Source organism: Mycolicibacterium wolinskyi str. Jessa 2025 (assembly GCF_049241375.1).
In the GTDB taxonomy this organism is placed as follows: domain Bacteria; phylum Actinomycetota; class Actinomycetes; order Mycobacteriales; family Mycobacteriaceae; genus Mycobacterium; species Mycobacterium wolinskyi.
Window position 1 is genome coordinate 5,681,899 of record NZ_CP185960.1, and the last position, 20,148, is coordinate 5,702,046.

Consider the following 20,148-nt stretch of genomic DNA (forward strand, 5'->3'; position numbering starts at 1 on the left):
GGATCGCCTGACCGCGATGAAAAGAGGGCGCATGGTGGCCATACGAAGTCCTTCCGGGGAGTGGTGAACAGTGTTTCGGCTGAGTTTTGACCGGGCGACAGCAGATTCCCTTTGGCCGGCGAAGCCAGAGCCAGCCTCTTAGTACCATACCTCCGTAGGGTATCGTCCGTAATGCGTTAGGGGGGTACGTGTTGCAGTACGGCATTGCCAGCGACCCGGAGTGAGAGGCAGCAGATGCAAGCCCGCGAACACCACATGTCGCACGGCTACATCCACCGCAAGGAGGACCACGCGCGATGCATACGAACCGCGCCGGAGGGCGAAGGCGGCCGCACCTTCGATACCCCCTCCCCGACCACCGACAAGCGCCGTTCGGGACTGATCGTCGGCGCCCTGCTACTGCTCGGCACTTTATGGGGTAGCGCGTTCCCGCTGATCAAGGTCGCGGCACCAGCTTTCGGCCCGGTTGGAACGACCCACATCCGGCTGGCGGTGGCCGCGGTCGTTCTCGCCCTGATCGCCGCCGTCCGCCGCGACCTCTGGCGCGGGGTGTCAAAACGCTTCGGAGCATTCGCGCTACTGGCCGCCCTCAACGTCGCGATCCCCCTGACGCTGGTCGCCACCGCCATCGTTGGGCTCAACGCTTCGATGGCAGCGATCCTCAACGCCACCACCCCGATGTTCACCATCCTGGTCGCAGCGGCCTGGCTCGGTCAGCGCATAACCTGGAGCCGGACACTCGGTGTGGCCGCGGGTGTCTTCGGTGTTGTCATCCTGCTCGGCGGAGCCTCGTTAACACCGGACACCGGCACCGCCCTGGCCGCGGCGGCATCCCTGACGGCAGCACTGTCCTACGCCCTGGGCGGCACTTATGCCCGTCGAGCCTTCCCCGACACTGCACCGATGACTCTGGCGCTGGGCCAACAAGTAGCCGCCACACTGCTGTTGATTCCCGTAACCGTGGGCGCCACCTGGGCGGCAGCACCGCCAGGGCCTGTGACCGCCGCCGCGATCACAGCGGTCGCGGTGCTCGGGCTGGGCGCCACCGCTTGCGGTTACCTGCTCTACTTTTGGATCATCCGCCACGCCGGCCCCGTCGCCGCTTCCACCGTGACCCTCTTGGTCCCGGTCGCCGGCGCCGGACTCGGCGTGGGTTGGCTCGGCGAACCACTCACGCCGGCCCTGCTGCTGGGACTGCTGGTCATCAGCACCAGCGTTGTTCTCCTCACCTTCGACAAGCCGCGCATCACCCGACCTACTGCGGCACCCAAATAGCGCTGGATCAAAGGCGATGCCGCACAAAGGCAACCGATAGTGCCGAAGAGTTTTCGGTCATTGCCGAACTTGCAACCTGTCACCAGTTTCGTCAATCGCGCGTGTCGAGATCACCACGCGGGCAATGGCGTTGACAACGGCCGCTTCTGGAAACTTCAGTGCGACAAGTGGTTTGGGTGCCCACTTCACCGTCGGGCACGCGCCGACTGCAGCCGTTTCACTTGCACGGAGCGGGTCCGCGGGCAGCAGCTCTTGCCTAAGTACCATACCCTGGTAGGGTATCAACCGCGTCGTACAACGGACCGTGATCGACGCGAACACGCACCTTTCGAACTCCCGGTATCTGGCCAGGAACGGCTGCATACCCTTACCGGTATGAGGTAACGGAATGTCAATCGCATCACCGCCCCACTCTCGACGCTGGTGGGCGCTCGCACTGATCGCCACAGCTCAGTTCATCGTCATCATGGACACCTCGATCATTGGTGTCGCATTGCCCCGTATTCAGGAAGATCTCGGCTTCTCGCAAGAGAATCTGTCCTGGGTGTTCAACGCCTACGTGGTCGCACTCGGCGGTCTGCTCTTACTGGGCGGTCGTCTGTCTGACCTCTTCGGGGCGCGCCGGATGTTCAGCGCCGGGTGGGGCATCCTCCTGGTCGGGTCTGCTGTGGCCGGCCTCGCCGGAAACGTGGGCGTCGAGCTCGCCGGCCGTGCCGTGCAGGGAGCGGGCGCGGCGCTCATCGCACCGTCGGCCCTGACTCTGTTGATGATGTTCTTCGGCTCAGACCCGCGGGAGCTGACCAAGGCTCTCGCGCTGTACGGCGCCGCGGCCCCAGCCGGTGGCACGGCCGGTGTGTTTCTCGGCGGACTGATCACCGAATACATGTCGTGGCCATGGGTTTTCTTCATCAACATTCCGGTCGCAGTGCTCGCACTGGCCGCCGTGCCTGTCCTGATGCCGGCTGGCGGTGCCAGGGTGAGGGGCACGGTTGACGTTACCGGCGCGGCCACGGTCACCGCAGGACTTGGCGCGACAGTGTACGCCATCGTCCGGGCTCCTGAAGTCGGATGGGACTCCATCGAGACGTGGGGCGTGCTCGCCATCTCGGTCGTCCTGCTTGGAATCTTCATCGGAGTACAGGCATCCCGTCGCGAACCGTTGATGCGCCTGTCCATATTCCGTACGCCGAACCTGGGTGCGGCCAACATCGCACAGCTGCTGCTTGGCGCTGCATGGATCCCGATGTGGTTCTTCCTGAACCTGTACCTGCAGCAGGTTCTCGGCTACAGCGCCTTTCCGTCCGGTGCCGCCCTGCTGCCGATGACGATCCTCATCATGATCGGAATGATCGCCCTCGCACCGCGAGCGATCAACCGTTTCGGGCCAAAGACGATGATCGTGGCCGGCCTGGTGATTCTCGCCATCGGAATGGGTTGGTTGTCCTTCATCCGGCCCGATGGCAACTTCTGGGCCGACGTGCTGCCCGCATCGCTGGTGGCGGCACTCGGTATGTCGCTCGCCTTCATTCCCTCGCTCGGAACTGCCATCTCGTCCGCTCGGCCCGAAGAGGGCGGTCTGGCGTCGGGGATCGTCAACACCAGCTACCAGATCGGTTCCGCACTCGGCCTGGCGGCCATGACTGCCGTCGCCGCTTCCTACGGTGCGGACCGGCTCGGCGACCCGTCCGCGCTCACCGACGGCTTCTCGTCCGCCTTCCTCGGAGCCGGTCTGATTGCTCTGGCAGGCGCAGTGATCGCTGCGCTGACTCTCCGCACCCCTCAGCTCGAAAGTTCCATTCCCGACGGCGAATCCGCGGCAGAACACGCCTGAATGCGCGGCCGATCACACCCCGCACCTCTAGAGACAGGATCACCATGACCACAGCCCGTGTTCTCATCGCGTACGACGGCTCTGCCGACGCGCGCACGGCGATTGCCGAGGTGGCCAGGCTGCTCCCTGGCGCCAAAGCGGTTGTCCTGTATGCCCGCCAGCCGCTGGAAGGCCTCGCTGCTCACCTCGAAGGGCATCGCGCCCTGGAGGACCTTCGGGGCGTTGAAAAAGCCAGCCTCGACGCCTCCGAACGAATCGCGTTCGAAGGCGCGGAGCGTGCGCGCGCCGCCGGTTTGGACGCCGAGCCACGGGTGCTGTCCCGAATGTCCACCGCATCGGAGGCGATCGTGCAGGCCGCCGAGGAGATCGACGTGGCCCTCATCGTTCTCGGCTCCCGGGGCCGCCGTGGGCTGTGGTCGGCCGTGCTCGGCAGCACATCGGTAAACGTGCTCCATCATGCCCGCCGACCAACCATGGTCGTACCGTCCGAGGCGGTCGCCTCCGCCCGCCAGCGGTCGAGCAAGCCGGCGTCCGAGCCGGTTGCGCCGGAAACTCCTCGGCCAGAGATGAATTGATGACGTTGAAGAAGACATGGGCGGCCGTGTTGCTTACCGGTATGGCTGCGCTTACCTTCGCGGCACCTGCGCAGGCCGATCCTGACAGCGACTTCGCCAGGGAGTTGCACGTCTACGGGATCTACGGGCAGAAAGACTTCAACGCCTGGATCGGCAAGATCGCCTGCAAACGCCTCGACCGCGGTGTCGACGTCCATGCCGCGGACTCGGCCAAGTTCGTCGCCGACCAACTACCGCGCGGCTCCAGCACCGAGCAAGCCTACCAATTCCTCGGTGCGGCAATGAATTACTACTGCCCGGACAAACGCGTGCTGCTCACGCAACAGTAGGGAACACACCATGAAACTCGAGAAGCTGAGCCTGGCCGCATTGGCCACGGCCGCCACGCTGACCTGTCCCCTACCGCGGCGGCCGACGCAACCGAGGACTACCCGATCCCGCGCAGGATCCTGCACACCCCGTGCACCGCCGAGCAGATCCTGGCCGCCACCCGCGACACCAACCCGGTCTATTACGAGCGCTACATGATCGACTACAACAACAAGTCCCCCGAGGTGCACCGCGCCGTCCAGGACCGCATCCACTGGTTCTTCTCCATGGATTACGCCGGCCGGCGCCAATACTCCGAGAACACCGCGACCAACGCGTTCTACGAACAGCTGGCCTGGAACTGGCCGAACTGGGCCAAGATCTTCTTCAACAACAAGGGCGTCGCCGCCGCGGCCACCTCGGTCTGCATGAACTACCCGCCCGGCGACATGTCGGTCTGGGTCTGGTGACGCTATAGCTTGCCCGGGTGCGCATCACGACGTCACGGAATGACCAGTGGCGCAGCCCGACTGGAACGGGCCTATCGCCGGCAGCGGTCGGGAACGTACGAGGCGTGCGATTGCCGGTGAGGCCTCGGCCGGCGTCGCATTGGCCTCGTCACCGCCCCGGGTGACAGCGCTCGTCACACAGTGGTCAACGTGCTCATCGAGAGGGCTCAGCGCCACCGAGCGCACGCACGATTGGCCGCAATCGGATGCTACTCATCCGCGATGGGGTTGCTCAACATGCGGCTCGAGCACTGTCGAATAAGCAAGCCACACAATAGTTTTTCGCACAGCCTGCGCCCGCATCGTGCACCGGCGGACGGTCGCGACTGGCAGGCCATACTCGGCAACCGACCCCTTCCTTCCGGCATCGGGTTGACCGATATCGCGGGCCGCCTACGGCGACACCCATGCCCCTGCTATACGCAATTCGCCGCCCCTTCGCACGCCTCCGTTGAACTACCTGCATCAAGCACGGCTAGACCTCGGCATCACAACTTGCTCGCCGCTGCGAACTCCTCAGACCCCCTGGCCCGCAACGCGGTCCGGATTTGTCCAGCGACGGCGCGATACCGACCGCAGGTCACGGCAGCTTTACCTGCTGCCGCCAGTCGTTAGGTAGGTGTCTTTCGGTAATTCCCCGGATGTGACCCGCACCACTAGTGCCCTACCGTCGGGCCCCAGGCGGATTCATGAGCGCCGCACATCGGGCCGCTCCCCGCGGAACTGTAGCCCCAGTTCTAGCCAGCCCATCCGAGAGCGGGACGGGACGGCACGGCTGGATTGAGGAAGGACGTCGCTTTCGCGACAGAGAGGCAACCATGACAACGATCAGCCCCACTGTAGTGTCCCCGCCGTCCCGTTCACGGCATCGAACCCCCGCCGTGCAGTTGGTAGCCGGCCGTCCGCTGGACCCGGACTCATCCACCTCGGTTGCCAAGGCCCTGGCCCTGCTGAGTTGCTTCACGCCGAATCGCCCGGCGATGGGAGTCTCGGAGATCGCCCGTCGAGCACACCTGCCGAAATCGACCGCACACCGGCTGCTCGCCGTCCTCGTCGACTGGGACATGGTCACCAAACGCGGCACCGAGTACTCCCCGGGAGCGCGGCTCAACGAGCTGGCCGCCATCGGCAGCAAACCGAACAATCATGAGTTGCGCCGCGTCGCACTGCCACACCTCCTCGACTTGTACGAGATAACCCATGAGACAGTGAATCTGGGAATCTTGACCGGCCACGATGTCCTGTACATCGATAAGATCCATGGACACAACGGGGTGAACTCGCCCGCCTGCGTCGGGGGCCGACTCCCCGCCGCAAACACCGCGATCGGTAAGGCGCTACTGGCATTCGGCGACGAGGGCGTCGTCGCGCGCATCTCGGCGAATTTGCGCCCCGCCACGTCGTTGAGTGTCTCTTCCCCTGCGCAGCTCAATCGCGACCTGGCCGCCGTCCGGCGTTCTGGTGTGGCGTACGACCGACAGGAGAGCAAGCCGGGTCTGACTTGTGTTGCGGCGCCTGTCCGCAGCTGGTCGGGCGGTGTCGTCGCAGCGATCTCGATATCGGGACCGGTACACCGGTTCCGGCCTGCCGACGCCGCACCCGCAATCCGGGCAGCTGCTGCGGGTATCGCCAAACACGTGCAGCAAGCCACCTGGCGGCGAGCAGCGCGCTGATCTGCGTTCGAAACATCCTGTGGTACGCCGCTTCACGCACCAAGTACACCATCGACAGTCAGGACACCCATGCCACAGCTCACCTTCACGCTGCGCGATGACGAAGCGGTCATCGTCGACGTCGACACACTGCTGAACGCCGGATACGCCGGTCGCAGCAAAGCCGACGTGACCGCTCACATCAACGAACTCGCCGAGCTGGGCGTGCCCGCTCCCACTCGTATCCCGTGCATCTACCCCATCGCCTCCTACCTGGCGATGCAGACCGAGAACATCGACGTCCAGCACGAGCTCACCTCGGGGGAGGCAGAGTGGGCGCTGGTGGTCGCCGGAACCGGACCCGACGATCTGCTTCTCACCGCGGCGTGTGACCACACCGATCGGCGCCTCGAACAACACGGGGTGGCCTGGAGCAAGCAGGCCGCTCCGGACGTGCTGGCCCGCCGGGCCTGGCGCCTGTCCACCATCGCCGATCGGCTCGACGAGTTCACCCTGACCGGCACCGTCGAAACCGAGACCGGCGTCGATGTGATCCAACAGGGCACACTCACCGAGCTGCTTTCACCACTGTTCTGGATCGAGGAGCTGCGCTCGCGCGACCTCCTGAACCCCGGCACCGTGCTGATGTCCGGAACCATCCCCATGCGTCCCGAGGTCAACCAGTTCAGCACCGGATGGGGTGTGGAACTACGCGATCCCGTTACCGACGAGGCGATCTCACTGTCCTACTCGGTACGGCAGACGCCCCCGGCAGTCGATTGAGAGACCGTGACCGTTCAACGCTTCCTCGCAGACGTGCCACAAGGAGCCGCCATGCGCACGATCACCGACCCCTGGTCACCACTACGCCTCGCCTCCGGAGCGACACTGCGAAACCGCTTCGTGCTCGCACCGATGACCACGAACTCGTCCGACCCCGAGGGACGCGTGACCGAGGACGAGTTGCGTTATCTGGACCGCCGCGGAGCCACCGAGTTCGGAGCCGCCGTGACATCGTGCGCATATGTCCACCGGGACGGACGGGCCTGGCAGGGCATCGGGGCTTCGACAGCTGATCAGCTGGACAGCCTGCGGGCAGTCGCACAGGCGATCGGTCGCGGCGGCGCGCTCACCCTGCTGCAGGTCTACGACGGCGGGCGCATCGCCATGCCGGACCTGGTCGGCCCCGGGGGGATCCGCGGACCGTCACCCATTCCATCTGCGCGCCCCGATGCCCGTACGCCACGCGAGCTGGACAACAGCGAGATCGATGACCTGGTGGCCGCATTCGGGCGCGCGGCCGCTCTCGGTGTGCAGGCCGGGTTCGACGGGATCGAAATCCACGGAGCCAATCACTATCTGATCCATCAGTTTTTCTCGCCGCGAGCGAATCAGCGCACCGACGACTGGGGCGGTGATGCGGCCCGACGGACGCGCTTCCCCCTCGCGGTCGCCGAATCGGTGCGGGAAGCGGTCGGCCCCGCTGTGACAGTGGGATTCCGGGTAACGCCATTCGAATCCGAGGCCGGCGGCTACACGCTCGACGATTCGGCGCTGTTGTGCGACCAACTCGCCGAGGGCGGACTCGACTATGTACACATCTCCATGGACGACTTCCGCAGGAACTCGCCACAGCCGGAGGATCGCGACTGGACCAAGAGTCGCGAAGCCGTCGAATCACGCAATCCGATCACGGCGATCGCGGCCGCGGTCGCAGGCCGCAGCGCCGTCGTCGCCAGCGGCGGCATCCGAACGCTCGACGATGCCCGTGAAGCGCTGGATGCAGGCGCCGATCTCGTCGCGGTCGGCCGCGCCGCCCTTATCGACCCGGAATGGGCCGACAAGATGAAAGCCGGTCAACACCAAAGTGTTCGAACTCACCTGCCGGCCGACAGCAACGACATCGAGACCGCGCTGACGATACCCGGACGGATGGTGCAGTACTTGCTGAGCCGACCTGGATGGATCCCGCGCACGCCCGCGGCATCACAGGTGTCCTCACCAACCGAACGATGTTCTGACGTTCAGCGCGGCAGCTGATCAGCGGCGTAGAGCACCGCCACTTGCGTCCTGGACCGCACCCCGAGCTTGGTGAAGATGTGCTCCACGTGGCTCTCGACGGTGCGCAGTGACAGCACGAGCGCCTGTGCGATCTGCTTGTTCGTCATTCCTTCGGCCACCATGCCCGCCACCTCGGCCTCCCGGCGACTCAGCTTGGCGAGAGCTCGATCCCGCAGGGACGGCGCCTGTGGAGCCGGCTCGGTATCACCCATGACCTCGCCGACGGCGTTGTCGATGCTCATCCCGCGGCCTTCGGCCAGCAGCCTGTCGAATACGTCCTCGCCGAGCGTCGCTCGCAACTCGGCCGATATTTTGTCGTTCCAGTTCGGCAGTTCGAAGCCGCCCGGATAGTCACCGATGGGTTCCCAGGCGCGCTGCGCCGCGCCGAGCAGACGCGCGGCTCGGTGTGGCTCACCTTGGCCGGCCGCGAGCCATGCGCTCAGTTCAATGACCACGGCAGTGCCGAGCGAGTCGTGGAAGAGCGCCTTACCGGCCAACGCTTCCCGCAGCTGCCGTTCGGCGACGTCCATGTGGCCGAGCATCCAGTTTGCCAGCCCCAGGAACGTCAGGATCCAGGACCGCAACCAGCGCTCGTCTCTGAGGTCGCATTCCGACAGACATCGGCCCAGCACCTCCACCGCTTGTTGCGGGTCGTGCCGCCGACAGTGCAACCAGCCGATCTGCTCCTGTGCGAGCACGTGATGCAGGCTCGGTCCCCCGGCCTCCTCCAGTACCGAGCCTTCACGGATGAGCTCGGTGCCGAGCGCGGTGTTGCCGAGATTGTGTTCGGCCACACCTCGGAAATGTGTTGCATGTGCAAGATTGACGGTGTCGCCGAGAGCTTCGGCGAGAGACTGGCTTTCTCGCAACATCTGCAACGCCACGACGGTTTTGCCCTCCGCAATCGCGATATACCCGTTCCCCCACAGCGCCGCCGCGCGCTCCGAGCTCACCGAAGCGTCGGCTGCCAGTGCGCGGTCCAGCCAATGCCTGCCTTCGCGGAGTTGGCCGCAGCCCAGCCAGTACCAGAACAGGTCCGCCGCCATCTGCAGCGCGGCCCGCCCACCGTCCGGGTCGTCGAGCATCGCCCCGAGCACCGCACGAACGTTGACCTGTTCGTTTCTCATCCGCCCGACCAGAGCGAGCTGGTCGGGGCCGAACCACTGGCCTTCGAATTCGTGCGCGAGTCGGCGGTAATAGGTGTGATACCGGTTGCGGACGGCGAGTTCTTCACCGCGGCAGCGCAATTGCTCCCTGCCGTATTCGGCGACCGTCTCGAGTAACCGGTAACCCTGGTGCCCCTCGGCGACGTGACGCGCCACGATCGACTTGTCGACCAGTGCCGACAGATGTCCCGCGATATCTTCCCGCGGGAGGACGTCGTCACTGCAAATACACTCCGCGGCGCTGAGCATGATCCAGCCCGAGAACACCGAAAGCCGTTCCCAGAGTCGTTGTTCCGGCTCCGAGCACAGCTCATAACTCCATTCCAGCGCCGCCCGCAGGGAGTGATGACGTGGTGCGGCCGAGCGGTCGCCGACAGTGAGCAGGTCGTGGCGATGGTCGAGCCGATCGAGCAGAGCGGCCGGCGTGAGCGCGCGCATTCGGACCGCCGCGAGCTCGATCGCCAGCGGTAGACCGTCCAGACGGGAACACAGTTCCGCGATGTCCGAGGAGTTCTCGGCGGTGATCCGGAAGCCCGGATCCACCGCGCCTGCCCGCTCGACGAACAGCTGGACGGCCTCGGTCGGGGCCGGGTCCCGATCCGCGTCGCCGCGATGCACAGCCAGCGGCGGGACCACGAAAACGTGCTCCCCGCCTACTCGCAGCGCTTCGCGACTGGTCGCCAGGATCCGCAAGGTTGGACAGGCGGACAGCAGATTTCGCGCGAGCACCGCACACTGATCGAGAAGGTGCTCGCAGTTGTCGAGCACCAAGAGTAGGTCGCGGGCGCGCAGATACTCGGTCAGCGCCCATACGACGTCCTGGTGCCGCACCGCGAGCCCGAGCGACTCTCCGACGGCGAGAGCCACCAGGCCGGGATCGGTGACGCCGGCCAGTTCCACCAGGGCCACGCCGTCACTGAAGGCCCGTTGCGACTTGCGGGCTACGTGCACGGCAAGACGAGTCTTTCCGACACCGCCGATACCGATCAAGGTGACCAACCGCGAGGAGCCCAACAACCGGCGAACCTCGGCCGCCTCGGCCCGGCGCCCGACGAGGCTCGTCAGGTCGGCGGGCAGCTGGTGGCGCGGCCCCGAAGGCGGCGTGTTCTCCATTGACTGACCTCGCACATAGGTGGTGCTCTCCGTTGGAACGATAGCCAATTATTGCTGCCACCCGACACAAATCGATGCTGGCAAACGATGATTCAGAAAGATTCCCGCGCTGTTCCACGCTCCGGACCACGCCACTTGGATCCACATCCATTCCGCTCATAGGTTATCGGGCATTCGTCGATAACTGTCCCTCACTCAAGGAGAATCAACGTTGATCGAGCAGTTACGCAATGGCGATTCCGCGGTTCGGCCCGAATCAATGGATTCGATATCGGAATTCCTCCGCAACGCCGCATCCGACCTCGCCGGCGGCGTGATATCACCACGTATATTCAATGATCCCGACCTCTACGAACGGGAGCTGGCACGCATTTTCGCGCGCTGCTGGTGCTTTGTCGCCCACGAGTCGGAGATCCCCGAACCGGGTGACTACGTACTCCGCTATATCGGGCAGGACCAATTCATCGTCGTACGCGACGAGGACGGTCTGATCCATGTGCTGTTCAACAAGTGCACGCACCGCGGCAGCACCGTGTGCCGGGTGGAAAAGGGGAACACCTCGCATTTCCGTTGTCCTTATCACTCATGGGTTTTCAAGAACACCGGCGAATGGAGCGGCGCGCCTTACCGGAAAAGCGCATACAAGAAGCTCGATGCCGGAAACTGGGGGCTCGCCGCTGCCCCGCACGTGGACTCGGTGCACGGCCTGGTGTTCGCGGCGCTCGATCCCGACGCCCCCACACTGGACGAGTACCTCGGCGACATGCGCTGGTATCTCGACGTTCTGCTCGGTCTCAACGACTCGGGCATGACCGCCATCGGTGAACCGCACCGCTGGCGGGTACCCGCCAATTGGAAGTCGGGTGCGGAGAACTTCATGGCCGACGCTTACCACGTGCCTTCATTGCACCGCTCCGCCGAGGATGTCGGAATGTTCCCGAGGATCGAGACCGGCGGCGCGGGCCCGCAAGGCGTGTCCCGGCATGTGTACTTCGACCACGGCCACGGCATGATCGTCAACAACGGCTTCCTTCCCCCACCGTGGCACACGTCGGGTTACCCGCCGGAGATCGCCGACACCTTCCAGCTCGACCGACTGACGCCACTGCAACGCCAGTTCGTCGAAAACCACTCGGCGACAACCTTTCTCATCTTCCCCAACTTCGGTCTGGTTCGCGTACCCGCGGCGCCGCATCCCGACGCACCGCCGATGGTCTTCACCCACCTACGGCAGTGGCAACCCGTCGGACCCGACGGAATCGTCAACTGGAACTGGACCCTCGGCTGGAAGACCGCACCCGCCGGCTTGAACGAGGACGCCTACGTCGCCGGCCTGAGCATGCACGGCCCGGCCGGCATCCTCGAGCAGGACGACACCGTGGTGTGGGGCGGCGCCCCGCAAGCCGGGAAATCAGTTTTCGCGCGGAAATACGGTATGCGCTTCAATTTCCAACTCGGGCTGGACGGTATGAGCGATTACGCCGCAGACTCGGAGTGGCAGTACCCCGGTATCGCCACGACCACCGCCCTCGGCGAAGCACCGCAACGGGCCTTCTATCGCCGGTGGCTGCGCGAGATGACCATCCCAGAAGAGGAGCGGGCCGCGAAGGGAGCCCACGCATGACCATCGACACCGAACCCGAACTGACCCGCGACGTCACGGCCGACTGTGCCCGTTTTCTGTACCTGGAAGCCGAACACCTGGACCACCACGAATTCGACCTGTGGCTCGGCGGCCTCGCCGATGACTTGGTGTACCTGATGCCCATCCGGGTGACGCGGGGACCCGAGGCCCGCGAACTGGAATTCTCCCCGACGGGCTTTCACATGAAGGACACCCTCGCATCGATGAAAATGCGGGTGGCGCGCCTCTATACCGAGCACGCGTACGCCGAGGACCCGCCGTCGCGCACCCAACGTCTCATCACCAACGTGCGCGTCGACCCGCTGGGCGACGACGAGTACAGCGTGCGCAGCAACTTCCTGTGCTATCGGGCCCAGGGCGACCTCGTGGACTACGACATCCTGGTCGGCGAGCGTTTCGATGTACTCCGCGAAACCGCCGACGGATGGCGCCTGGCCCGCCGAACCGTGCACCTCGCCCACACCACGTTGGTGACTGCGAACCTGGGAATCTTCCTGTGATGACGACACGTCTGAGCAACGAATTCGCCGATGTCGTCCTCGAAGTCGTCAGCACCGGCAACGGCGAACGCCTGCAGATCACCTCGCCCCGGCGCGGCACCAGCATCCGGCTGGACCCTGTCGAGCTGGAAGCGCTGACCTGGCAGACCACCGACACCTTCACGCGGATGCTGGAGGGATCGATAGGCCCCTCGCGGACCGAATTCGGCGTCGCAGAACCCGATTTCGTGCGATCCGATGAACGGACGACACTGTGACCGATGGCTGGCTCGCTGGCAAGACGGTGCTGGTCACCGGAGGCGGCACCGGAATCGGGCGCGCGGTCGTAGACCGGTTCGTCGCCGAAGGCGCGCAGGTTTCGGTGCTCGACCGCGACACCGATGCGGTAGCCGAACTCCGTACCCGGCAGAACGTGTGGGCCACCGAAGGAGATGTGCGACGGTATGGCGATCACCAGCGATGCGTCGCAGAGGCCGTACACGAGTTCGGTGGTATCGAAGTGCTCGTCACCGTCGCAGGAATCTTCGACTATTTCACCTCGCTGGAGAGCCTGCCCGAGGACAACCTCGACGCGGCGTTCAGCGAGATGTTCGACGTGAACGTCAAGGGCACATTGCTGGCCGTGAAAGCTGCTCTGCCCGAGCTCAAGAAGTCCCAGGGCAACGTCGTCCTGACCATCTCCAACGCAGGCTACCTGCCGGGCGGCGGCGGCCCGCTCTACACGGGTTCGAAGTTCGCCGTACGCGGTCTACTGGCGCAACTGTCCTTCGAGCTGGCGCCGGACATCCGGGTCAACGCGGTGGCACCGGGCGGCACCGTCACCCCGTTGCGCGGGCTGGAAGCAACGGCCACCGGCGAACAGCGGCTGATCGACATGCCGGACCTGCCCACATTGATACGTCGCACCAACCCATTGCAGGTCGCGTCCGAACCTGCCGATCATGCCTGGGCATACGTGTATCTCGCATGCAAGGAACGCACGAAGTCGGTCACTGGGTGTGTGATCAACTCCGACGGCGGCCTACACAGTCGCGGCCTGGTTCCGCTTGGCGGGGAACTGATCTCTTGAGTTTCCCACTCTTGGATAGGCGACCCGCTCTGGTGTTTCACATCTCGTCGAGGGGTGTCACCTGATAGGACAGCAGACGCCATCGCCCCTGGGTGCGTCGCCATACGACAAGCATCGACCAGAACACGCCGTCGGTGCCGACCTTGCGAGCCATGGCCGGTGACGTACCCGGGTCATTGCCATCCAGTTTGCCTTTGAGAGATTGCTTACCCCAGCACAGGGCGATGTCACCAAAAGTCTTGACCCGCAGATCGAAGTACTCCATTTCGAGGTCGCGAGAATTCATCGCCGTCTGGATGTGCTCCTCGGCGGTGATGAGGTGTCCGGGAAGCTCGGCGCCCAGAAACTCGACATCGTGCAGGTCCACCAGTGCCGCATAGTCGCGGTTGACGATCGCGTCCTTCATCCGCGGATACTGCGCGAGTACCTCGGCAATCGCATCCGGTTCGTTCGCGTGATAATCAGGCATTGTTTCTCCTATTTCGCTTGGTACGGAACGGGTTAGGTACTGTGAAGACCTCGGCCTTCATCAGGGTCGAAGTACCGAAACTCAACGGAGCGCTACATTGGGCTGAGAATGGACATCCACCAGTTGCGGTGCTTCATCGCGGTGGCCGAGGAGGGCACGTTCACCGCGGCCGGATTGCGTCTGCACCTCGCGCAGTCCGGCGTCAGCGCGCACATCAAGGCTCTCGAACGCGAAGTCGGGCAGCGACTGTTCGAGCGTCATCCCCGCGCGGTGAAGCTGACCGCCGCCGGTGAGACCCTGTTCCCCCATGTGCGTGCTGCCATGGACGCGCTCGCGTCAGGGCGCGCCGCCATCGACGGTCTGACCGGTCTGCTGCACGGCCGGGTGGCCATCGGGACGATAACGTCGATCTCGCCGCGCAGCATCGACCTTCCTCAGTTGCTGGCCTCATTTCATCGCATGCATCCCGGCGTCGACCTGTCGCTCGTCGAAGATTCTGCTTCGATGCTCACGCAACACATTTCCGACGGACGGCTCGATGTGGCGTTCACAAGCCTCACCGAGGCGACGACCCACGGCATGCAAGTTCGTGAACTGCATCGTGAGGCCGTGATCGCGATCCTGCCACCGTCGAGCACCCTCGCTCGTCAAAGCGAAGTGTCGCTGCGGGAATTGACTGAGCATCCGTTGATCGCGCTTCCCGAAGGTTCTGGATTGCGTTGGCAACTCGACCGCGGTCTCGAACGTGCCGGGGTGCGCGCGCGGATCGCCTTTGAGGCCAGTGACCCCGATGTGCTGGTGGCACTGGTAGAACAGGGACTCGGCGTCGGCCTGGTGCCGGAATCGGCGCTTACGCAGAGTGATCGGCTCGTCGGCGTACGCGTGGACGACTTGCCGCCGGGCCGGCTCGGGCTTATCTGGCGCGACCGCCCGACCGTGAACCCGGCGGCCCAGGCGTTCGTCGAGCATGCGGCGACCATGTCTTCGAACAGTCGCCGCAGAAAGCCTAGCTGAGGCCGCGGCCGATGCGTGTGGGCCGGTCTCGACGCGCCGCGCCCAGTCCGCGCCAGCGCTTCGCCTGCGGCGCGTCCAGCCCGAACTGATCGAGAATGCGCACCACCACATGTTCGACGATGTCGGCGATCGACTGTGGATGGTTGTAGAAGGCTGGCATCGGCGGCACGATGCGCGCCCCCATCGTGCTCAACGCGAGCATGTTTTCCAGGTGAATGGTGTTGAGCGGGGTTTCGCGCGGCACCAGCACGAGCCGCCGTCCCTCCTTGAGCACGACGTCGGCGGCACGACAGATGAGGTTGTCAGCCAGTCCGTAGCGGATGGCGGACAGCGTCCTCATGCTGCACGGCACGATGATCATCCCGGAAGTGCGGAACGAGCCGGACGAGATCGCCGCACCCTGCTCACCGAGCTTGTACGTCACGTCCGCCAAGGCGACGACTTCGGACACCGTGCGGTCGCTCTCCACCTCAATGTTCGATCTGCCCCAGGTGCTCATGACCAAATGGGTTTCCACATCGGGCATCTCGCGTAGCGTCTCCAGCAGGCGCACCGCGAACGGTGCGCCGGTCGCGCCGCTGACCCCCACGATGATGCGGATCGTCGATTCAGTCATCACGCCGGCTCGTGTACTGCGCGGAGCCGGGCGAACATGGCGAGTGTCCTAGGCCAGTCCTCTCGTTGCGCGAGCTCCGAGGATGTGTGGAACTGCATACCTTGCAATGGAATTCCGAGATCGTCACGTTTGTGCTCGACAACGGTGAAGACGCAACCGAGAACTCCACGGTCGGCCAGCGACCCGGTCATGCGCAGCTTCAGGTGATGACAGGTCGTGCCGTCGACGCCGATCAGGGCCGCAGTCCCAGTACGCCGAAGATTGGCGCGGGTTCGGGGGCTCGCCACGACCGCGAACAACACCGCGTCGTCGTCACTGGGTTCGAGCTCGGTGCGAGACAGCAACGCACCGTGCGGATAGCCGCCGGTATCGACCGTCAGGAACGCAAATGCCTGTTCTTGCGTGTCCACATCAGGGAACCCGCGCAGCATCTCGGAAACCTCACCGGGCACCTTCGGCATCATCACTTTCCACCACTTTCCACCTTCCTCGACTCCGTCAGAGCGGCAGTGTCGCCTTCCACCGATCACGAACCTCGGCGCGGTACGACTCGTCGAACCGGTTCGACCGTGGGTAGGAGTCCTTCCACGCGAACGGCTTACACGCATCGATCAACACGATTCCCATCGACATGTCACCGGCGTCCCGCTTGGCCGGCGAAAGCCGCGGGTCGATCGCGGTCGTGGGCGTCCGCAACACGTGGATCGATTCGGCGGGATCGACACGCGTGAACAGCGCCCACAGCACATGATTGATGTCGGTGACGTCGATGTCCTCGTCGACCACAACGAAGTAGCGGTCGACTCCACCGGTGCGCTTACGACCTGCCGCAGCGAGCAGCGCATGCATGGCATCGCCCGCACCTGTCTGTTCGATCGAGATCACCATCATGAGCTGACGCGCATACGCCCATACGCCCCTGATGTTCTGTACACCGGACGCCTCCAGGTGATCCCAGGTCACCGACGCCGAGTACAAGGGAACCGCCTGATCGCCTGCGGGCACGGTCGGGATCATCGGTGGGGCACCAAGGATGATCGGCGAATCCCGGTGCAGGATACGCTGCACGCGCACGACCGTCTCGTCTCCGGCGTGAGTGAAGTATCCGGTCCATTCGCCGAACGGTCCCTCGTGCGCCGATTCCTCTTCCACGGGCGGCATCTCGCCCTCGAAGACGATCTCGGCGTTGGCCGGGATCGGCAGACCGGTGCCGGGCGCGGCGATGACCTCGACGCCGACGCCGCGCAGGCCGCCTGCGACGTCGTACTCGCACACCCCCGACGGAGCCGCGATGGCGGCAGCGGTGGTCAGAATGGGGTCACAACCGACCACGACCGCGATGGGGCAAGCCGCGCCCCGATCCCAGTACTTCTTCGCGATCGCGAGTGCGTGCCGGTTCCCCAGCATCCACAGCGACAGCCGGTCCTTGCCCTGTACACATCCGCGGTAGGTGCCGACGTTGACCCAGCCGGTGTCGGGATCGCGTGTGATGACCATGCATGCGGTTCCGATGTAGCGTCCGCCGTCCCCGTCGTGCCACCTTGGCGCCGGGAACATCCCCAGGTCGACCTCGTCGCCCTCGAGTACGTTCTCCAGGACGGCTCCCTCGGAAACCTCAACGGGAGGAATGGGTTCGATGCGCTTACCGAGATCTTTCCAGGCGCGGATGATGTCCATCGCGGGGGTTTCGGCAGGCAAACCCAGCGCCACCGCGCAGCGCGACACGGTCCCCATGAAGTTCGTGAAGACACGATAGCCGGATGGATATCCGGGGATGTCGTCGAAAAGCAGTGCCGGGCCCTCCTTCTCAGCCGACAGCTCAGTGATGCAACCGATTTCGAGATCCCAGTTGGCACCCTTGATCGTCTGCACTTCGTCGGCACCGAGTTTGTCGGTCAACGTGTCGATGTAGTGCCGCAGGTCGCGGAAAACCGCCATGCTGCATAACCCCTTGCATCCGAATCTGTTTCGCGAATCGTGCCCGGCAGACGGGCCGGTACTTCCACCTTGCTGGCGCTAGGTGTCAATTGTCCAATAGATGGTTCGGATACATACCATCCGTTCCACGGATAGTTGCCGTTCCGACTGCCGGACCAGCGCCATTGCCGCGGCCACCGGCGGTTTTTACCGTCGTCACCAAGGCCGATGGGTCCGAACACCGAGGCGGCCCACGACCGAGAACGCATCACCACCATCGGAGGAGACGGAATGGCGGCACGAACCGGCAAGGAGTACATCGCAGGCCTGCGCGATGGACGCGAGGTGTGGATCGGCGGCCAACGAGTCTCCGACGTAACGGAATACGAACCGTTCGCGGGTGCGGTGCAGTCAGTGGCGGGCCTGTACGACCTGCAGCACGATTACGCCGGCGACTGCCTGTTCACGCATCCGGAGACGGGCGAACCGACCAACGTCAGCCATCTAATCCCCCGCTCGCGCGAGGACATCGCGCGCCGTGGAACGGCTTTGGCACACGCGGCCCGGTATTCAGTCGGATTGCTCGGCCGGTCGCCCGACTACGTCAACGTCTCCCTTGCCGGCCATGCCGGGCGGTCCGACGTCTGGTCACGCAACGGAAACGAAGAAGGCGCGGCCAATCTCGTGCGATTCCAGGCCGATCTCGCCCGTGACGATCTCGCGCTGACCCATGCGATCATCCGGCCGACCGTCGACAAGGGCATCGGCGACCTCGCCGCCGCCGACGGCCAGATGGCGCTGCACAAGGTCGCCGACACCGCGGACGGCATCGTGGTACGCGGCGCGATGGTGCTCAGCACACTCGCCCCGTTCTCGGACGAGGTCGCGGTCTACCCGGGCCAGCCGCTGCCCAAAGACGCACACAAGTACGCGATCGCGTTCTCCGCACCCATCGCCTCCCCCGGGCTCAGACTTCTCTGCCGGGATGCATTCTCGACCGACATGGCCCATTTCGACGCGCCTTTCTCGGGACGCTTCGATGAACAGGATGCCTTCCTGATCTTCGACGATGTCGAGATCCCGCGCACCCGCGTGTTCATCGACGGCAACACCGAGGTGTGGAACGCGGCCATGATGAACGGTTGGACCGCCAACATCATGCAGCAGACCACGATTCGCGCCGAGGCCAAGCTGCGCTTCGCCTACGAGCTGGTCAGCAGGTTCTGCAAGTCGATCAACGCGTCAGACCCGCGTACCAAGGAGTTGCTCGGCGAACTGTGGACGTACGCCGAGATGACGCGCGCACTGCTGGTCGCCGCGGAGGCGGGTGCGCGAGAGTGGGGCAACGGCATCTGGTTCTGCGACGAGCGTCCGTTCCGGGCCTTGCGTCCGACGCTGCCACAGTGGTTCCCGAGGGTGAACGAGATCATCAAGCTGCTCGGCTCCCACAACCTGCTCGCCACACCGTCCGAGGCCGCCTTCGACAATCCGGAACTACGCCCCCTGCTCGACAAGTATCTGCAGGGCGCCAACCGGTTCGATGCCAAGGAACGGGTCCGGCTGTTCCGGGCCGCCTGGGATTTCGCCGGAACCGCACTGGGCGGGCGCAACGAACTGTACGAGCGGTTCTACCTCGGCTCGGCCGCGCGCTCCTATCAACTCGACCATGACGTGGCACAGTTCGAGATGTCGGAGTCACTGGTCGATCCCCTGCTGCGAATTGCCGAGGCCGCCGAAAAAGACGAACAGGCACCGGCTTTCATTTAGGCCGACCATTTCGGCGTGATCCCGGGCAGGACCAGGCGCACCACCCGCTGGGGCAGGTCCGCCGGGATCGGGTCGCCGATATGGCTGACGTACAGGTGGACCAGCCCGCCGAGAGTCAGCACCACCAGCTGTGCGTCGGTATCGGCGGCGACCTCGCCGCGGGTGATCCCGCGTTTGATGATCTCCTCGGCAGCCGATAAGCGCTGTAGCCAGAATTCGCGGCGGGCGGCCTCAACTTCGGGATCGGTGTCCGAGACCACGGTGCTGCGGATCATCGCCGTCCCCGCGCGGGTCTGGGCGAACCGGGCGAGATCGGCGGTGAAGGTCTCCAGATCAGATTCGACCGAGCCGGTGTCGGGTATCGGGATCTCCGCTGCGGTACGAGAGACCAACGCGTCGACCAGCAACCGCGACAGCGTCTTCCATCGCCGATACAGCGACGTCTCGTGGACTCCCGCCGCTTCGGCGATGTCGGCGATGCGGACGTTGTCGATCCCGACCTCTTCGATTCGGGCGATCGTGGCATCCAGGACCAGCGCGCGGAGCTTGGCGCCGCGCACCTGCCGGTCAGGATTCGGCCGATCAACCATGACCCCATTATCGCAGTCCAACTTGCGATACGCGAGCGCGACGCCTACCTTGGCAATATCGCAAGTCAAC

Annotated in this window: 20 protein-coding genes and 1 pseudogene; 14 read left to right on the forward strand and 7 right to left on the reverse strand. The window is 64.7% G+C overall.

All coding sequences use genetic code 11. The annotated features are described in order from the left end of the window. Nucleotides 1-234: 234 nt before the first annotated feature. From ACOI2T_RS28105 to ACOI2T_RS28125, 5 genes are all read left to right on the forward strand, one after another. On the forward strand, nucleotides 235-1,275 hold the full coding sequence (locus ACOI2T_RS28105) for a DMT family transporter (protein ID WP_409504656.1): 1,041 nt from the start codon (nucleotides 235-237) through the stop codon (nucleotides 1,273-1,275). 388 nt (nucleotides 1,276-1,663) lie between these two features. Then, entirely contained in the window at nucleotides 1,664-3,106 is a 1,443-nt protein-coding gene (locus tag ACOI2T_RS28110) for an MFS transporter (RefSeq protein ID WP_409504657.1), read from the forward strand. 44 nt (nucleotides 3,107-3,150) lie between these two features. Then, nucleotides 3,151-3,681 carry a universal stress protein gene (locus tag ACOI2T_RS28115; protein WP_409504658.1) on the forward strand — a complete coding sequence of 177 codons (531 nt, stop codon included), beginning with the start codon at nucleotides 3,151-3,153 and terminating at the stop codon, nucleotides 3,679-3,681. Then, nucleotides 3,681-4,010 (forward strand): DUF732 domain-containing protein, encoded by a 330-nt coding sequence (locus tag ACOI2T_RS28120; RefSeq protein WP_409504659.1) that lies wholly within the window; start codon nucleotides 3,681-3,683, stop codon nucleotides 4,008-4,010. The genes ACOI2T_RS28115 and ACOI2T_RS28120 overlap by 1 nt, the downstream gene beginning before the upstream one ends. Before the next feature lie 150 nt (nucleotides 4,011-4,160). Continuing rightward, on the forward strand, nucleotides 4,161-4,460 hold the full coding sequence (locus ACOI2T_RS28125) for a DUF5078 domain-containing protein (protein WP_409504681.1): 300 nt from the start codon (nucleotides 4,161-4,163) through the stop codon (nucleotides 4,458-4,460). A 90-nt stretch (nucleotides 4,461-4,550) separates the two neighbouring features. Here the strand turns inward: ACOI2T_RS28125 and ACOI2T_RS28130 are convergent. After that, nucleotides 4,551-4,691 (reverse strand): annotated as a pseudogene (locus tag ACOI2T_RS28130) (CopY family transcriptional regulator); the annotation flags it as partial. Between the two features lie 689 nt (nucleotides 4,692-5,380). Here ACOI2T_RS28130 and ACOI2T_RS28135 point away from each other — a divergent pair. The 3 genes from ACOI2T_RS28135 (at nucleotide 5,381) to ACOI2T_RS28145 (ending at nucleotide 8,191) form a co-directional block, all read left to right on the forward strand. Then, nucleotides 5,381-6,172, forward strand: coding sequence for an IclR family transcriptional regulator (locus ACOI2T_RS28135; protein WP_409504660.1), 792 nt, complete (start codon nucleotides 5,381-5,383; stop codon nucleotides 6,170-6,172). 69 nt (nucleotides 6,173-6,241) lie between these two features. Continuing rightward, nucleotides 6,242-6,934, forward strand: coding sequence for a DUF2848 family protein (locus ACOI2T_RS28140; protein ID WP_409504661.1), 693 nt, complete (start codon nucleotides 6,242-6,244; stop codon nucleotides 6,932-6,934). Between the two features lie 51 nt (nucleotides 6,935-6,985). Then, nucleotides 6,986-8,191: an oxidoreductase gene (locus ACOI2T_RS28145; RefSeq protein ID WP_409504662.1), complete on the forward strand. Its 1,206-nt coding sequence runs from the start codon at nucleotides 6,986-6,988 to the stop codon at nucleotides 8,189-8,191. On the opposite strand, the gene ACOI2T_RS28150 is transcribed toward ACOI2T_RS28145, so the two are convergent. Further along, entirely contained in the window at nucleotides 8,176-10,491 is a 2,316-nt protein-coding gene (locus tag ACOI2T_RS28150) for an ATP-binding protein (protein ID WP_409504663.1), read from the reverse strand. The genes ACOI2T_RS28145 and ACOI2T_RS28150 overlap by 16 nt on opposite strands. 259 nt (nucleotides 10,492-10,750) lie before the next feature. Here ACOI2T_RS28150 and ACOI2T_RS28155 point away from each other — a divergent pair, with 259 nt between their 5' ends. Genes ACOI2T_RS28155 through hcaB form a run of 4 tightly spaced genes read left to right on the forward strand, consistent with a single transcriptional unit; the run spans nucleotide 10,751 to nucleotide 13,705 of the window. Next, a complete protein-coding gene (locus ACOI2T_RS28155; protein ID WP_421874865.1) occupies nucleotides 10,751-12,115 on the forward strand; it encodes an aromatic ring-hydroxylating oxygenase subunit alpha in 1,365 nt (454 codons plus the stop codon). After that, entirely contained in the window at nucleotides 12,112-12,636 is a 525-nt protein-coding gene (locus ACOI2T_RS28160; protein WP_409501928.1) for an aromatic-ring-hydroxylating dioxygenase subunit beta, read from the forward strand. The genes ACOI2T_RS28155 and ACOI2T_RS28160 overlap by 4 nt, the downstream gene beginning before the upstream one ends. After that, nucleotides 12,636-12,893, forward strand: coding sequence for a dihydrodiol dehydrogenase (locus ACOI2T_RS28165; protein ID WP_067842824.1), 258 nt, complete (start codon nucleotides 12,636-12,638; stop codon nucleotides 12,891-12,893). Before ACOI2T_RS28160 ends, ACOI2T_RS28165 begins: the two co-directional genes overlap by 1 nt. After that, a complete protein-coding gene (hcaB, locus tag ACOI2T_RS28170) occupies nucleotides 12,890-13,705 on the forward strand; it encodes a 3-(cis-5,6-dihydroxycyclohexa-1,3-dien-1-yl)propanoate dehydrogenase (RefSeq protein ID WP_409501929.1) in 816 nt (271 codons plus the stop codon). Before ACOI2T_RS28165 ends, hcaB begins: the two co-directional genes overlap by 4 nt. Nucleotides 13,706-13,742: 37 nt before the next feature. Here hcaB and ACOI2T_RS28175 read toward each other — a convergent pair whose 3' ends face one another. Further along, the gene (locus ACOI2T_RS28175) at nucleotides 13,743-14,174 is read right to left on the reverse strand and encodes a DUF4440 domain-containing protein (RefSeq protein ID WP_409501930.1); all 432 of its coding nucleotides are present in this window, start codon (nucleotides 14,172-14,174) and stop codon (nucleotides 13,743-13,745) included. Nucleotides 14,175-14,282: 108 nt separating this feature from the next. Between ACOI2T_RS28175 and ACOI2T_RS28180 the strand changes: the two genes are divergently transcribed. Then, the gene (locus ACOI2T_RS28180) at nucleotides 14,283-15,188 is read left to right on the forward strand and encodes a LysR substrate-binding domain-containing protein (RefSeq protein ID WP_409501931.1); all 906 of its coding nucleotides are present in this window, start codon (nucleotides 14,283-14,285) and stop codon (nucleotides 15,186-15,188) included. Here the strand turns inward: ACOI2T_RS28180 and ACOI2T_RS28185 are convergent. From ACOI2T_RS28185 to ACOI2T_RS28195, 3 genes are read right to left on the reverse strand one after another with little or no spacing between them, the layout of a single operon-like run. After that, the gene (locus tag ACOI2T_RS28185; RefSeq protein WP_409501932.1) at nucleotides 15,181-15,804 is read right to left on the reverse strand and encodes a non-oxidative hydroxyarylic acid decarboxylases subunit B; all 624 of its coding nucleotides are present in this window, start codon (nucleotides 15,802-15,804) and stop codon (nucleotides 15,181-15,183) included. The two genes, ACOI2T_RS28180 and ACOI2T_RS28185, sit on opposite strands and share 8 nt — an antisense overlap. Continuing rightward, nucleotides 15,804-16,268: a hypothetical protein gene (locus tag ACOI2T_RS28190; RefSeq protein WP_409501933.1), complete on the reverse strand. Its 465-nt coding sequence runs from the start codon at nucleotides 16,266-16,268 to the stop codon at nucleotides 15,804-15,806. Before ACOI2T_RS28190 ends, ACOI2T_RS28185 begins: the two co-directional genes overlap by 1 nt. 34 nt (nucleotides 16,269-16,302) lie before the next feature. Next, nucleotides 16,303-17,724, reverse strand: a complete 1,422-nt coding sequence (locus ACOI2T_RS28195; RefSeq protein ID WP_409502353.1) for a UbiD family decarboxylase — start codon at nucleotides 17,722-17,724, stop codon at nucleotides 16,303-16,305. 288 nt (nucleotides 17,725-18,012) lie between these two features. On the opposite strand from ACOI2T_RS28195, the gene ACOI2T_RS28200 reads away from it, so the two are divergent. Next, nucleotides 18,013-19,488 carry a 4-hydroxyphenylacetate 3-hydroxylase family protein gene (locus ACOI2T_RS28200; protein ID WP_409501934.1) on the forward strand — a complete coding sequence of 492 codons (1,476 nt, stop codon included), beginning with the start codon at nucleotides 18,013-18,015 and terminating at the stop codon, nucleotides 19,486-19,488. Here ACOI2T_RS28200 and ACOI2T_RS28205 read toward each other — a convergent pair. Then, entirely contained in the window at nucleotides 19,485-20,078 is a 594-nt protein-coding gene (locus ACOI2T_RS28205; RefSeq protein WP_409501935.1) for a TetR/AcrR family transcriptional regulator, read from the reverse strand. The two genes, ACOI2T_RS28200 and ACOI2T_RS28205, sit on opposite strands and share 4 nt — an antisense overlap. Nucleotides 20,079-20,148: the final 70 nt, after the last annotated feature.